Annotated in this window: 15 protein-coding genes; 2 read left to right on the top strand and 13 right to left on the bottom strand. The window is 32.8% G+C overall.

The window, feature by feature from the left end; translation table 11 throughout:
* The first annotated feature begins 36 nt into the window (after positions 1-36).
* Positions 37-1251, top strand: coding sequence for a DUF418 domain-containing protein (locus tag AC1DCY_RS21110; RefSeq protein WP_477353369.1), 1215 nt, complete (start codon positions 37-39; stop codon positions 1249-1251).
* 241 nt (positions 1252-1492) lie between these two features.
* Here AC1DCY_RS21110 and AC1DCY_RS21105 read toward each other — a convergent pair whose 3' ends face one another.
* The 13 genes from AC1DCY_RS21105 to AC1DCY_RS21045 all read right to left on the bottom strand — a co-directional run bounded on the left by AC1DCY_RS21105 (position 1493) and on the right by AC1DCY_RS21045 (position 14284).
* Positions 1493-2344 (bottom strand): hypothetical protein, encoded by an 852-nt coding sequence (locus tag AC1DCY_RS21105; protein ID WP_477353368.1) that lies wholly within the window; start codon positions 2342-2344, stop codon positions 1493-1495.
* Positions 2345-3128: 784 nt separating this feature from the next.
* Entirely contained in the window at positions 3129-3803 is a 675-nt protein-coding gene (locus AC1DCY_RS21100; protein ID WP_477353367.1) for a hypothetical protein, read from the bottom strand.
* 618 nt (positions 3804-4421) lie between these two features.
* Complete coding sequence (locus AC1DCY_RS21095) at positions 4422-4769, bottom strand: hypothetical protein (RefSeq protein ID WP_477353366.1); 348 nt, start codon at positions 4767-4769, stop codon at positions 4422-4424.
* Positions 4770-5455: 686 nt separating this feature from the next.
* Positions 5456-6112: a hypothetical protein gene (locus AC1DCY_RS21090; protein WP_477353365.1), complete on the bottom strand. Its 657-nt coding sequence runs from the start codon at positions 6110-6112 to the stop codon at positions 5456-5458.
* Between the two features lie 309 nt (positions 6113-6421).
* Positions 6422-6844, bottom strand: coding sequence for a hypothetical protein (locus tag AC1DCY_RS21085; protein WP_477353364.1), 423 nt, complete (start codon positions 6842-6844; stop codon positions 6422-6424).
* A gap of 139 nt (positions 6845-6983) precedes the next feature.
* Positions 6984-7391: an immunity 22 family protein gene (locus AC1DCY_RS21080; protein ID WP_477353363.1), complete on the bottom strand. Its 408-nt coding sequence runs from the start codon at positions 7389-7391 to the stop codon at positions 6984-6986.
* A gap of 3 nt (positions 7392-7394) precedes the next feature.
* Positions 7395-9200, bottom strand: coding sequence for an RHS repeat domain-containing protein (locus tag AC1DCY_RS21075; protein ID WP_477353362.1), 1806 nt, complete (start codon positions 9198-9200; stop codon positions 7395-7397).
* 283 nt (positions 9201-9483) lie between these two features.
* Positions 9484-10023: a hypothetical protein gene (locus tag AC1DCY_RS21070; protein WP_477353361.1), complete on the bottom strand. Its 540-nt coding sequence runs from the start codon at positions 10021-10023 to the stop codon at positions 9484-9486.
* 15 nt (positions 10024-10038) lie between these two features.
* Positions 10039-10281 (bottom strand): AHH domain-containing protein, encoded by a 243-nt coding sequence (locus tag AC1DCY_RS21065; protein ID WP_477353383.1) that lies wholly within the window; start codon positions 10279-10281, stop codon positions 10039-10041.
* A gap of 15 nt (positions 10282-10296) precedes the next feature.
* Complete coding sequence (locus tag AC1DCY_RS21060; RefSeq protein ID WP_477353360.1) at positions 10297-11484, bottom strand: RHS repeat domain-containing protein; 1188 nt, start codon at positions 11482-11484, stop codon at positions 10297-10299.
* Positions 11485-11830: 346 nt separating this feature from the next.
* Positions 11831-12121 carry a hypothetical protein gene (locus AC1DCY_RS21055; protein ID WP_477353359.1) on the bottom strand — a complete coding sequence of 97 codons (291 nt, stop codon included), beginning with the start codon at positions 12119-12121 and terminating at the stop codon, positions 11831-11833.
* 416 nt (positions 12122-12537) lie between these two features.
* Positions 12538-13152, bottom strand: a complete 615-nt coding sequence (locus AC1DCY_RS21050) for an Imm43 family immunity protein (protein ID WP_477353358.1) — start codon at positions 13150-13152, stop codon at positions 12538-12540.
* Between the two features lie 19 nt (positions 13153-13171).
* Positions 13172-14284, bottom strand: a complete 1113-nt coding sequence (locus AC1DCY_RS21045) for an RHS repeat-associated core domain-containing protein (protein WP_477353357.1) — start codon at positions 14282-14284, stop codon at positions 13172-13174.
* A gap of 353 nt (positions 14285-14637) precedes the next feature.
* Here AC1DCY_RS21045 and AC1DCY_RS21040 point away from each other — a divergent pair.
* Positions 14638-15062: transposase (locus AC1DCY_RS21040; RefSeq protein ID WP_477353356.1), on the top strand; the 425-nt coding region annotated here is incomplete at its 3' end.

Raw genomic sequence — 15062 nt, 5'->3', positions numbered from 1 at the left:
TGAAAAAACAAAATAACAATGAAAAAGGATGATTATATGAAGCAAAAGCTTTCACCTATATCTGCCAAGGAGCGGATTGAAACACTCGATGTATTAAGGGGGTTCGCATTATTAGGAATCATATTAGCGAATATTGTTTGGTTCCTTTATCCGGTCTATATGCAGGAAGACCTAAGTTTTAAAAATGAATGGACTTCTTTTTGGAATCAAGCTGATTATACAGTTCGTACTATTATTACTATGTTTGTCGATGGAAAATTTGTCATGCTGTTCTCTATGCTGTTCGGTTTTGGAATGGTCATTATGCAGGAAAGGGCAGCCGCGAAGCAACTAAACTTTTGGGGAATTTATTTTAGACGACTTATTGCGCTATTTATTTTTGGTTGTATCCATGCTTATTTCATTTGGTTCGGAGATATTTTAACAGACTATGCAATCTTGGGGTTATTACTCCTTTTCATGCATAAGTTAAAACCTAATGTTATGTTAATCATTAGCGTAACTTTATATAGCTTATATTTTGGATTATTTACGTTTGGAGCTCTATCCACCGATTCTACGATGATGTCAATGACAATGTCAGAGGAAAGTCGTCAGCTTATGCAATTTACGATAGATGCCCATCAAAATGGAAGTATTCAAGAATTAATGAATGCTAATTTTATGGAAAGAACTTATTATACAATGCGTAATGGATTATATGTTCTTTCTCTAGGCAACCCTATACTTTATTTATTTACAAATCTTCCGTACTTACTAATGTTCTTATTCGGAGCAGCTGTTGCGAAGAAAAAATGGCTTCACCGTTTTAAAGAATATCGAAAAGGCTTTTTCATTACGTGGTTGCTAACATTGATTTTTGGTGGAACATTGTGCTGGATCTTACCTTTCCTTTTAGAAAATTTTTCAGCTGTTCAATATATTAGCTCACCACTCCTAACCATCTTTTATGCTATTAGCTTGATATTTATTTATCACACAGTGAAAGGGAAGAAATTTTTACAGTGGTTAGCGTTCCCTGGCAGAATGGCATTCACAAACTATATCGGCCAATCTATCATTTGTACATTTTTATTTGGACCATTTGCATTCGGCGTTTATGGAAAACTCCACTTAACGACAGCCATCATCATCGCCATTGTCATTTTTGTCTTCCAAATCATTATTAGTAAGCTATGGTTATCCAAATTCCGCTTCGGACCATTAGAATATGTTTGGAGGTCATTTACTTATTTAGGTTTTAAAAAATAATCCAAAAATGCATAGCTTAGATGAAGATCAACCGCATATAGTGAGTACTCGATAAACTCGCAAAATGAATCGATAATTTCAGGATTCTTCTCGATAAAATGAACTAAGGGGCTGTCAGTTGACAGCCCCTCTTCGTTTTACTTTTCTAAGTTCTACATAATGATTTTCCGGATGTTTTTGCCATTTATCCTTCCACGCTTGCATTAGCGTCAATCTCGTCGGTAGAATTCATTAGAATAATTTATTTCTGCTCAGTTCTTACTTTTGCACCCAACGAAATAAAATAGTCAGCTAAAACTAAAGTATTTTCCCCATACCCCTCAGCTATTAGAAACTCATTTCTATTTAATCGATTTCGAATTTCATCAAATGATATTCCTGTTTTTTTTTTTAATGCTAAGAACACTTTTGATTTATTTTCACCTGGATCATCAAGATACACATAATATTTTTTTACTTTTTCTTTAACTCGTTGTTCAATTGGGGCAAAATTTTCTTTTGATTTTGCAATAGGGAGAAATTCGCATATATTTCGAATTTCTTCATCATTTAATTTAATATTCCACTCTTTCTCCATTAACTCATAAAAATTAGATTGATATTCTCCGCTTTTATAGTATCTATCATCATGTTTATCAAGCCAAACAGACAAAAAATAGTCGAATTTCTCCAAAGAATTCACTAAGAGTTTTGGGGAAAATTCTCCTCCAACATAATCATAATAAATTGGAGTTTCAACTTTACTTATATCTGCAATCACTGGATTTCCACTCCAACTGGAAATAATGATCCAATTGCTATTCCATTTCGTTATCTCTGATATATCTATCCAACATTTATCTTCTCTAATAAACCTGTAACCTTCTAATGCAACCATTAGATTTTCAATACCAACTATATAGAAGTCGTTAGTCCAATAAAACATTATGTCTTTAGATTTTGGTAACTCACTGTACCATTTCAAAAGTGCTTGACTTAAAAGAGGACGTTTAAAAAATTTTTTTAACTCCTGATTCGTTTCTGTAGACGTTCCTAAATATCTTATCTTACTGCCATTTTCATGTTTAGAAATTGAATGAGCTAGGTACTTCATCGTTTTTTACAGCTCCCTCCACTGTTGTGTCTATCTATCATTGCTTGGCGATCAATTAGTCGACCAGTAGTTGCATTGGTATAACTTCCTCTATGACCTCTCTCATCATATAAATGTTCATTATATTCTTCAACATGTTTAGCATTAGGTAAAAATCTAATATTCCTTGGATCTCCCTTCCAAGCATTACCTTAAGCACCATTTTTATAATTAGTAATGTGGTGCCCTATATAACCACTCACTTTTCCGCTGCTTTTTAGTTCTCCTATTCCAGCTTCATTCCAAGGATGGGTTCGCCACTCGCCTTCTGTTTTTCTTTCCGATCAAGATTGACAGGGTGAAACAATCTACAAGCCTCTTCTATATTCTTTTCTGATATGATTAGATGTTCAGACATAAAATCAAATACTAATTAATTCAATGTCAGTATTGATTTCTTGCTTGATCGAACAAACAGACAAGATAGTAATGTTGAAAATAGTAAAATACAAAATAAGTTAGATTTTAACGAAAATGCAGAGAATTGCAATTAAGTAAAGTTACAATTCTCTGCATTTTTATTTTGCAATTAACAACTAGAGGCGAAGTATTCCTATCACTTCTGATGATTCGTTAGATTAACGGGCGATATATATCTTTCCAGTAAGGAATCATCTCTTCTGAAAAAATATAAACAAAATCATTAGATGATAGGTTACCTAAATTATCTAATGCAATTCCAAACTTGAAATATATTTTATAGTTTCTGTTTATAAAATACTCTTCATTTTTTAAACTATCCAATTTAGTTATTATCAATAAAAACTTCCTCTTTACAATTTAAGGCTAGTTGAATTAACTGTCCTTTTTCATTATAAATTGCTTGACTATTCGTCCTATTTTCAGTAGTTATACCCTTTTTATTATTCTTGCTTATTTTTAAAGGATTTCCCCATATTTTTTCAATTTCACTCGGCTGCATGCCGAATTTTAATAATCCTACAGATTGATACGGAGTAATTTCATATTTTAAGTTTATTAGCTGATTATCAATACTTCTGAATTGAAAACCTATTTTTATATTTTTCTCGTAAATATTTTTTTGGTTATCTGAATAAATTGTTAATTGAATTCCATCATCGGGATAATCTAAACCGTAAATTGACATGTTGTACTGAGGAAATATATAACATCCATCTACAAAATATGGATTTTCTTTGAATAAAAATTGCTTTGATTCATTCATTAAATCAATTTTTTGTGTATTCAAGAAAATAATCTTTGGGTTACTTACAGAAATACTTACTAAAACATCATCTAGAAAATGAAATATATAATCATCTTGATATTGAAAAAACTCTTTTCCATTGACATTTTTCTTATCCAATTCACCTATGATATTGTTTAAGTCTGATGATGGCATAGAAAGCTTTACTTCATTTATTCCGATTTTAGGTAATATTTTCAACTCTCTTCTCATAACTTCTACCTCATATAGATTTTTTTGTTTGTGGTGTGACAGCCTATGATTTCATTGGGGCATATCTTTTGGATATCCATATCAAGTCATAAAAGTTTAACCAAATTTATTTTGTCCTTTTCAATAAATACTCAAAAAGCTGACTACAAATAATGTCTTGATGTCCTTCTTTAACTGGAAAACGAAAAAAATACACTTGATCTAGATATGAATCAATTTCATAAAAAGGAAGACAAAAAAATTCTGAATAACTCATAAAAATGTTTTTTATATTTTCAGATATTTCTTCATGATTCACTTTAAACTTTGTGATGTCATAAAAAACTTCATAATACCAAAAAGTTTGTATCACGAAGACGCATGCCACCCATAAGTCCAATCGGATCTTACCGAGTATACATACCCATTTCCGAGTCAAAATACCTGAACCTATTTTAATATAAGACATTTTCAAAAGACCTAATTTTCAATACTTAATACCCATCGCTAAAACAAAATTCATAGAAAATAGACTCGTTATGAAATGAAAAGTCATGGCGAGTCTATTTTCTATTTGTACATAGGCTTTGTTTTTACTTTTCTAAACTGACGTCTACTTTTTTGAGAATGATCCAGTCCTTAATGCCATCTTCTGCAGGAATATTGCTCGTAAAAATTATCAATATTTTCCTGACTTAGTATTTTCATATCATAAAAAAGACTATCAAGAATATCTTCAGCAATCTCTTCGTCTTCTGCACAACCTGTATTTTTTGCCAGAAGTTCTACCGCTACTTTTATTATATACCCTCTGTCCGCTTCAGACAGAGTCCTATCATTATAAACTTGAATTATTAATTTTTTTATTTGTTCTTTGACCTTTTTGTTTTCAATGTACTCTTCCTCTTCACTTTTGAATTGCTCATTGTAGTAGTTATTTAAAGAATTTCTAATTTTATCGATTTCACTTCGATAATCTATTTTCATAATTTAAAGACACCTTCCCTTTTTATGAATAGCATAAGCACTTTTAGGTATTTCACCTGTATAAGAACCTTAGCATCTTTCGTTGCAAACTTATATGCTGGATTTCCTATTAACTGTACCTGCCAAAGTTTCATGTAAACCTAATGGATCAATCATTCGAATGGGATCGCAAACATAGCCGTATAGCGTAATTATTTCAATGCTTTACAGATTTTTTGAAACTTTATTTAATAACCCCAACTTAGTTTAAAAATTCAAAACTACTATCCTTATACTAACAATCCATTTTTATCGTATAAAGTCGAAATAAATATGTACAAAAATGTTTGTTTAATAAAGTACATTTTTGTTTTCCTTTGTATATTACAACTATACAGGGAGTGGCGACATGATAGCCTTGACCATATGTTAGCCAGCCCTTGATATAGCTAGGTTCTAGGCTATCGAATTATGCGACTAGTGAAGTAAGTTTTTTACAAAAAAACACATGTAAAAAAAGCGCTTTAGAGCACCTTCTTTACACATGTTTTGCAAATTTTTTACTAGTTTTGGTATCAAACAAAAACACCTTAGCAGTTATACTTTGAATGATTAATTTTAGAGCTCACTGCATCAGCTATTTACAATACCTGATACCCTAATCTGAATTTCCCTAGTTTCGCATTACCTGTCTCTGATGTCGCTGTTTAATTTTTTTTTGACTTTCTAGAGGTATACAATAGATCTTCAACAACTTTTAGATTTTTTTTCAATTGTTTCGAGTAAATACGTACATCTCCATTTACATACTCAAATCTAAATGTCCTTGTGGGTAAAATTTTCATTTTTTCTCCAAAGAAACCGTCTCTAATAATAGTATGGACAGTCGAAATGTCATTATATGAATATCTGTCAACCATAAACGTTTCTTCGTTCGTATCATCGTCCCTTGTGTAGAACAATCTTTTTTCTATCACAGATCCTTCATATATTATATAATACACTTGGCTTAAAACCATTTCACCAGCCCTATTACTTTCAAATCCAAGACAGATTTTCTTTTCAGTTTCATTTATTATGAAATAACTCCCCCACCCCTTATTTTCAGCGTCATAAGAAAAATACAGTTCATTGTTTTTCAACTTATTCACTACAATTCCTTCCTTAGATTTCGGTTCCTTTTTATAAATTTTTGGTTTTGGTAATTGATCTAATTCATATTGATATGGGTATATTTCTAGATAAGAATTGCTCCAAATAATCGTTTCATTTTCAACGTCTTCAACTTGATGATGCAACACATTGTATGAGGAACGATATTCCTCGAATATTTTTACAATCATCTCGTAATCTTTTTCTATCATCTTGTACACTTCCCTAATTTTTTAGTTGTTTTTGTTTAAGTGGGTTTCTCCTATCACGTTCCATTTTAGGGTTTCAAATGTGATAATGAAAGCCTAATTCTCTCCTCAAGTTCAAATCCCACATGGACCTGAAAATAATGCTCACTTGTATTCCAAAAAAACATCTGATTCAAAACCATGAGGAGAAAAATTCAAGAAACAGCCATATTCCTCATTTACTTTATAAAAATAAATTTCCATAATATAGCCCCCAAAAAAATCTAAAGGTACAATAAACCACTAGTAAAAACTCTTCTTTAACCAATAAACCTAACCCTCTAAACTTTTTAACCACCTAATATAGTAGCTGCACTGTTCTTCGATTTTTACAAACCTCAAACTATTATCAAACTCAAATATGTCAACTACATCTTTTAATTTAGCTGGTTCTCCAAATTTCACTTTATATGCCAAACGTCCGGTACCCATAGATAGCTGCATTGTAGATGGATAAACATTTAACGCAGCCCCATTACACATAATCTGTATATGTTTATCCTCTAGATGTTGTCGCAAGCTTTGAAGTGCTAGGAAAAAGTTTTCATGTTTGAAACTTATTGTGTCACCTAATATTAATAGTTCTATTAAAACCATTTCTTCATCATCTGGACATTCCTCATATAGTTTCAAAATACCATCAAATATTTTTCCGTCATTCATAGCAAGTTTTATAGTTTTACTTTCATAATTCAAAATATCACCTTCCAAATAATAGAGCCTGAAGATTTATGCCACTCTTTTGATGTAGGTTTGAATTTTATTTTAGAAATGCTTTACCGCTTCGTATAACCCAGTTATTTTAGATTATTTTTGGTTTATTCCGACTTAAACACTAAATAGCAGCAAACACTCCAATATAAGTTAGCCTATTATAAAGCTTTTCTTTATCTTTGAACATAATATCACCATCATAATACCAAAACGCTGCATTCGCTTTTTCAACGCCCTTCTTTATACAAATCTCTCTAATTTTTGTTATATTTTCTTCCGTAACTGATAATTCATCTTGGTTTATCAGAATATCTAAGTCTATCTCTTGTGAGTGCTGTGTAAATCCAATCCAGTCCTCATCGTAAAATACTTCCCCTATATCTTTACAAAAACCACAGATTTTATAATCTAAATCTCCTATTTCTACATCTTCTCTATAGTCTAATTCAAAATACTCCTCAAAATCCTTCTCAAAATTACTTCCTACCCAAATATGCACTTTAGATGTGTTTTGTTCTCCATAATTCATTTGTTATTTACACCTCATCTTCATATGATTATCATGATTTTTATTGATTATTCCAAGTGCTTCTTCCTTCGTTTTAGCACTCTTTAACTGTTTAATTAACGTGTCATGGAATCTCTTACTTGCACTACTACTGTGATGTTTACCTGATATAGTATTACCATCTCCATCCAATATACCTTCAAAAAATACTTTTTTATCACCATTTAAAGGAACTACCATTTCCAACAGTTCCTCTGCTGAGAATCCTAATTCCCTCGCTTTTACAGCAATGGATACAGGAAACATCTCATGAAAACCTCCGCCATTTCGTAGTGCTCTTTTAACAGATTGAATATGTTGAGAAACTTGCTCTGGAGTAGCTTTATTAAACCACTCAATAAATCCACCGTTTTTCCAAGGTGCAAGTCCGAATAAGTCTACCTCAGCATTAGGATTACTAACATATCCATACAAAGTAGGATTTCCACCAGCAAGGCCAATTGGATCTACTTGAGTATAATTCCCTTGTTCCGGGTCGTAGTATCTAAATCGATTATAATACAATCCAATTTCTATATCTTCATATTGCCCTTGATAACGGAATGGGATAAAGTCTTTCTCACCAGTAAATTCATTCACTCTACCATAGATATCAAGCTCGGCTGACCAAACCCTATTACCTTGTTCATCATAGGCTTCAACAGGCGTTCCTAGATAGTTACTAATAATGCTGTAGTTACCTTCATTCGTAATTTTAGCTGAAGGTACGTTCCCTTCATTAAATACCCATGTGACTAGACTATCATTTTCTAGTTCAGCTGAATAATTATCTGAATACTCGTGCAGGATAATATTTCTATCCCACGCGAATCTAGTTGTTTTTTCGTCAGAACTTTTCTCTATTCGTCTACCTAACGAGTCATACTTAAAAGTAACTTCTGTGTTGTCTGATTTGATAACTTTAGACATCATGCCATTGCCGTTATATTCGTACTTCCACGTATCACCGTTCTTCTCAACTTTCTGAATCAGATTACCTTCATCATCATAAGAGAAAGTTGCTTCTCTCGTTTCAAGCAATCTGCTTCCGGCACCATAGACACGATCTGTCTTTTCTTTCGTTTCATACAAATTCCCAACATCATCGACACTGCGATATAAGAAATCAAATTGACGACTGTCTTGATTTGCCCACACGAGGTTACTAAACTCATCATAACCATAAGTAACTTTTACACCTGTTAATTCGTTTACCATGCTTCGTAAGCGATGATTGACGTCCCAATTATATACTCTTCTTCGTGTGTCACGGTTTTGACTATTTATTCGATGGTGTGTCGGTCTACCTGTTATATCATATTGCCATTTGCTAATGACATATCCTGGTAAGATTCTTTCAATCTCTTGACCAAGTTCATTGTACTGCATTGACGCTGTCCAATGTGCTTGCTCTGAGCGAGAGGCTGTGATTTGTGACACATTTCCCATCTCATTACGAGCGACATCGATTTTTGCACCCAGGCTACTCGTAATCTGTGAACGGTTTCCTAATTCGTCATAGCTACTCGCAATCCAATGGTCATTTTGCCACTCCTTGATCGCTTGTCCAGATGGGTCTCGCTCCAGTTTTACTTTCACATGCTCATTTTCAGTCTCAATTAACGAACCATTTTTGTCATAGCCAAACGTTTCCCAAGTATCATCGTAATAATCAGCACGAATGACATTTCCTAGACCATCATGCTGGTACGCTATCCAACGATCACCAGGACGTTGAATTCTCTGAACCAATCCTGCCAGACTTCGCTCATTCTCGGTCCAATTTTCCAATCAAGTTTTGTATCCTAAAAATGTGGCGTTTGTTGCACATGCCGGGCACATAAAAAAGCCCTTCTGTCACAGCGGACAAAAGAGCATGCCAAACAAAGAATTTATTAGCTTAAAAATATCACGTAGCCCTTTCTAACTATCCTTCATTAACCCTCATAAATAAAGATTTCCTTATTTATATCCATATAGTGATTGGGCACATGACCAAACAATCGTTAACATCTAGTAAGACTAAGTTCGTATTTGCAGTACTACATGATCCAATGATATTCATTGATGATTTTCATGTAGCTGTTCCTACCTCTTCAAAACACAATCCATTAATTCCGTTTTTTTCAATAAAATCTATAAACTTTTGTGTACAATAATAGTTTGAACTAACTTTATCGTCTCTAAATAAAGTTTCATTTTCTATCTTTTCTAAATTAAATCTGATGTTTGTACTTCGCATCATTGCAAGAGATTCTTGCAAATCTAAGCCATTAAAATTAATTGATGTTACCACATTAGTTACATTTATAAATATATATTCTTCTGAAATGCCTTTGATTTTTATTGGGAAGATTTCTATAATATCAGAAAATTCTTCAATAAAAAGCTTTTCAAATTTCTTTTTTATTATAAATGTAGCTCCATAACATCGTGAATCAAAATCTAACAATTTTCCTCTTGTATGTTTATCTTCTGAGATACCAAAAATCTCTTCATTCCAATCCTGATTAATCTTCTGTCCCTTAAAAGTTGAAAAAAGACGAACATCTTCTTTATTCAAAAAAGTTAAATCTTTATAATCATAGTCATTTTCAAATCTATATACTTTCATAAACAACACCTCTAATCACCAAATTTTAACATTGAATAATAAATCATTCCTTATATTCTCTAGCTCAGCTATCACTGCGTCTCTCGCTTTTGCCCCACCTAAACTTTCAGCAAACTCCAACCTATTAGCAACATTTTTAAAATATTCATCGGTATGAATTACTCTATGATAAGCACCAGGTTGTATACTATTTGGATCCATATGTTTTAAATAAACTCCATTATCTGCACCGTTGACATTAATCTTGAGTCTTTCCAGAACATCTCTAGCTCTTTAAGCATGTAAGTTTGAATGATCTCCAGCAACAATATGATGAGCTGCTGAACCTTTAAACTTATGCCAAGCACGTTTCATGTACCCTTGATTCTTTCTTAACTCACGATTAGCTTTGTTCATATTCTTTCTTAATTCTTTTGTACAAGAAAGACCGAAAATATCTATAGAATTATTTGTATCTTGTACATATCCATATAAGACCAAACCACCATTAAGCCCAATCGGATCTTTTTGTGTATACATTCCCTCAATTGGTGAGTAATATCTAAATCTATTGTAGTAAAGACCAGTTTCCTCATCCGCGTATTGCCCTTGATATCGGAATGGTATAAAATCCTTGTCACTGGTTAACTCTTTTATCTGACCATAAATATCTAACTCACTTGACCAAATTTTTTTACCTTCAGCATCATACGCTTCAGTAGGTGTACCTAGATAATCACTAATAATACTATAAATCCCTTTACTTGTAATTTTGGCAGAAGGAACAAATGAACCTTCATTGAAAATCCAAGTTATAAGACTTTCATCCATGTTTTCTGTGTTTGAAGATGCATTCAAAATACTAGGTTCACAAGTATAGCTACTTTCAACCCACTCATGTAGAGTTATATTCCCATCCCACACAAAATGAGTAGCCTTCCCTTCACTACTCTTCTCAACACGCCTACCTAGCGCGTCATACTTGAAAGTAACTTCTGTCTTGTCTGGTCTAATGACCTTGGACATCATGCCGTTACCATCATATTCATAATTCCACACATCGCCATTATCCCTAATTTTCTGAACTAGATTACCTTCATCATCGTAAGAGAAGGTTGCCTCTCTCGTTTCAAGCAATCTCCCACCGGCGCCATAGACTCGGTCTGTCTTTTCTTTCGTTTCATACAAATTCCCGACATCATCGACACTACGGTGTAAAAACTCAAATTGACCGCCTTGATTGGACCACACTAGGTTACTGAATTCATCGTAACTATAAGTAACTTTTACACCCGTTAACTCGTTTACCATACTTCGTAATCGATGATTGACATCCCAATTATACACGCGTCTTCGTGTATCACGGTTTTGACTACTTATTCGATGATGTGTTGGTCTACCTGTTACATCATACTGCCATTTGCTGATGACTTCTCCTGGTAAGATTCTTTCAATCTCTTGGCCGAGTTCATTGTACTGCATTGATGCTATCCAATTTTTTTGCTTTAATCGAGAAGCAGTGATTTGCATTAATTATACAAAAAAACAATTTCACTCCTAACAAAAAAAACATATGTAAAGGAGATTTTTTGAATTCCTCTTTACATATGTTTTGAAAATAAAAGTAAATACTAATAGTATCGTATTAAGCTCTTAACTGATAAAATTATACAAGCCCCTCTCCTTCTCTTTATGAATAACTTCCAGCATATTAAACAATAACTTAACATTGTTACTTTTCTCTGTATCAGTCAAAATGGTATAGATATAGTTATGCACAGGACAACAATACTTTTCATCCTCAGAGACTACACAATAGCCCCTATTATCATTTTTCTCTATATGCCTCCACTTCCAACCGTATTTTTTTTTCTACAATGGATCCATATAATGAACCAATTTCAAATGCTATTTCTTCAACTTCTTCTATTAATTTATTATCTCTATAATGAGACAACGCTAATTTAATATTGTCGAGTGACATTAAATAATCATCAATATCTACTATTTTTAATTTTTCCTGACTCAAATCAGATAAGCTTCTAATTTCATCCATTTCTTCACTTTTTAATTTACGAACCTTAAGATTATCCTCATTGACTAACCAATTTTCTTGCATAATTCTTTCCCCCCTTAGGACTTCTCCAGATTTTATTTTCCCTTTTAACTTTATTTGTAATAATCAAGTCTTTTTAACATAGCAACATTATTGATTCCCGGTTTCCACTAAGTAGCAACCGAATTAATAGAATTGTAAAGGACACCATGTTTAACTTTGAATAACATTTGTAAAATAAATTTCCTTCACAAAAAAGAGTAGCAATAAAATCCGATTTCTAAGATTCATGCTACTCTTTTAATGTTGGTTTAAATTTTACTCCAAGTATAACCACGAGTATTAATCTCATATCTTATATACTCAACTAACTAAGATAAATTCAAACTACCCCTGGTGTTTAGCTAGAAAAATTGTTACTACTTACGGTTCTTTGTTATTATTCAGATCACTGTTTCTGAATAATAATCTCTAAAATATTAAGGTTTATACACATCAGCTTCATTAGACGGAACAAAGGTTATACCCTTCAATTTAAGTTTTTCAGCTTCTTTTTTAAATTCTTCTGAACAAAATAATATACTTGAAAGGCTAGTATTATTTATTAGAAAAACATCTGAAAGAGTATTTGATTTTTTCAGCTGTAAATCCCATATTTTTTTTATACTACCATCTTGCCTATAAAATTCAATATTTGATTTCTCCATATCTATTACATCTTCTAACCTATCATAAAATCGCACATAATAATATTCCTTTGACGATATACTTTCTTTATGCCTGTTAACCATGTGCAATTTAGTGTATTGAAAATTATTGATTCCAAATTTTAATAATAAATTTAGAAATTCTGATGTTATGAAAAAACCTTGACTATCCCATCTCAAATCAAACGCATAATTTCTATCCTTTGAAACAAACCATAACTCTTTAGGTAATTCTGTTTTTATATTTTTTGTGATTCTCCATTCCCCAGCATCAGATTTTCTTGCTTCAAATGGATCATTTTCAAAGAATTCCGTATGCAATATCCCCTCTAATAAAGTAGGGCATGACTTCTCTTTCTTTTTAAAAATTGCATAAATATTTTCCATTAACAACACTCTCTTTCATTTATGATAATCTACCACAAGGTGTTTTAGTTTTTATTTTTCCAGAAATGATTTTCTTTCTTTGACTTCTTTGTAGAGATTCAACATACTGTTTTGCTTGTTTTGCATTAATACTCTCATTTTCAAACTTTTTGTATATTTTATCTAACTTTGTCTCCACCATCTCGGTATAGTTACGATGTCTTGATCTGTGGTACACTTTTTGCCCATGAATTTTTGCATTTGCAGGGCTATCTGACATTAATAATCCATTTGTAAAATGATCTCTCATTTCTCTTGGTAACCCAATACTATCTAAGAAATTAGCATATCGATCCCATGTTAACTCAGGTATAAGATGATGTGCTTGCATTCCATCTCCTTTTATTCCTCCTAATGATTTATCTAGTGCTGTAGAACCTTTGCTTAATCCAAATATATCTATCCATCTATTTGGATCATTTACATATCCATACAAAGTAGGGTTTCCACCAGCAAGTCCAATTGGATCTACTTGAGTATAATTCCCTTGTTCCAGGTCGTAATATCGGAATCGATTATAATATAATCCTATTTCTACATCTTCATACTGCCCTTGATAACGGAATGGAATGAAGTCTTTCTCACCTGTAAATTCATTCACTTTACCGTAGATATCAAGCTCAGCTGACCAAACCCTATCACCTTGTTCATCATAGGCTTCAACGGGAGTTCCTAGATAGTCACTAATAATGCTGTAGTTACCTTCATTGGTAATTTTAGCTGAAGGTACAAACCAGTCGTTAAATATCCATGTAACTAGATTATCGCTTTTTAGTTCAGTTGAGTCATTCTCTGAATATTCATGTAGAATAATATTTCCATCCCACATGAATCTCGTTGTTTTTTCGTCAGAACTCTTCTCTATTCGTCTACCTAGCGAGTCATACTTGAAAGTAACTTCTGTGTTGTCTGGTTTGATGACCTTCGACATCATCCCATTTCCGTTATATTCGTACTTCCACGTATCACCGTTCTTCTCAACTTTCTGAACGAGATTCCCTTCATCATCATAAGAAAATGTTGTATCTCTCGTATCAAGCAATCTACTTCCGGCACCATAGACACGATTTGTCTTTTCTTTCGTTTCATACAAATTCCCGACATATCGACACTACGGTGTAAGAAATCAAATTGACCGCCTTCATTGGACCAAACGAGGTTACTGAATTCATCGTAACCATAGGTAACCTTTACACCTGTTAACTCGTTTACCATGCTTCTTAATCGATGATTGACGTCCCATTTATACGCGCGTCTTCGTGTATGACGGCCTTGACTACTTATTGGATGGTGTGTCGGTCTACCCGTTGCTCATACTGCCATTTGCTAATAACATTTCCTTGAAATACCATCTCAATCTATTGAACGAGTTTCTTGCATCGTCACAGTACTTAAAGAAAACTGTAGATCATTGCAATCACCCATGAAAGCAATGGATGTTAAAAGATGACTCCGGCAGGATACGAGGTCACTGAAAAAGTCCAACATAATATTAAAACGATTGGAGAAACAGAATTTTTTTCTCCAATCGTTTTTTCTTTTCATTCAATTTCCTCTCAAGAGTATAATAAAGAAAACCCAACTCGAGGTGGTGCGACTATGATTTCTAAACAAGAAACATTGAACTTAAGTCCGTATATGGCATTATATAATTTAATAATTCCAAAAGATAATATTCTTCGCCAGATCAATGAACTGGTTGATTTTTCATTTATATTAGACGAACTAAAATCAAAGTACTGTTTGGATAATGGTCGAAATGCGATTCCACCCATTCGTATGTTCAAATATTTACTCCTGAAAGCCATTTATGATTTATCAGATGTCGATTTAGTTGAACGTTCAGATGTCGATTTAGTTGAACGTTCAAA

The sequence above is a fragment of the Lysinibacillus sp. 10T31 genome (genome assembly GCF_056394365.1).
Note: the sequence above shows the minus strand (reverse complement) of the source record. Positions and strands in the feature narration are given on the sequence as shown.

Excerpts from the sequence above, each read along its gene's own strand:
- AC1DCY_RS21110 (WP_477353369.1), top strand. The coding sequence starts at position 37 with ATGAAGCAAAAGCTTTCACCTATATCTGCCAAGGAGCGGATTGAAACA.
- AC1DCY_RS21105 (WP_477353368.1), bottom strand. The coding sequence starts at position 2,344 with ATGAAGTACCTAGCTCATTCAATTTCTAAACATGAAAATGGCAGTAAG.
- AC1DCY_RS21100 (WP_477353367.1), bottom strand. The coding sequence starts at position 3,803 with ATGAGAAGAGAGTTGAAAATATTACCTAAAATCGGAATAAATGAAGTA.
- AC1DCY_RS21095 (WP_477353366.1), bottom strand. The coding sequence starts at position 4,769 with ATGAAAATAGATTATCGAAGTGAAATCGATAAAATTAGAAATTCTTTA.
- AC1DCY_RS21090 (WP_477353365.1), bottom strand. The coding sequence starts at position 6,112 with ATGATAGAAAAAGATTACGAGATGATTGTAAAAATATTCGAGGAATAT.
- AC1DCY_RS21080 (WP_477353363.1), bottom strand. The coding sequence starts at position 7,391 with ATGAATTATGGAGAACAAAACACATCTAAAGTGCATATTTGGGTAGGA.
- AC1DCY_RS21070 (WP_477353361.1), bottom strand. The coding sequence starts at position 10,023 with ATGAAAGTATATAGATTTGAAAATGACTATGATTATAAAGATTTAACT.
- AC1DCY_RS21060 (WP_477353360.1), bottom strand. The coding sequence starts at position 11,484 with ATGCAGTACAATGAACTCGGCCAAGAGATTGAAAGAATCTTACCAGGA.
- AC1DCY_RS21055 (WP_477353359.1), bottom strand. The coding sequence starts at position 12,121 with ATGCAAGAAAATTGGTTAGTCAATGAGGATAATCTTAAGGTTCGTAAA.
- AC1DCY_RS21050 (WP_477353358.1), bottom strand. The coding sequence starts at position 13,152 with ATGGAAAATATTTATGCAATTTTTAAAAAGAAAGAGAAGTCATGCCCT.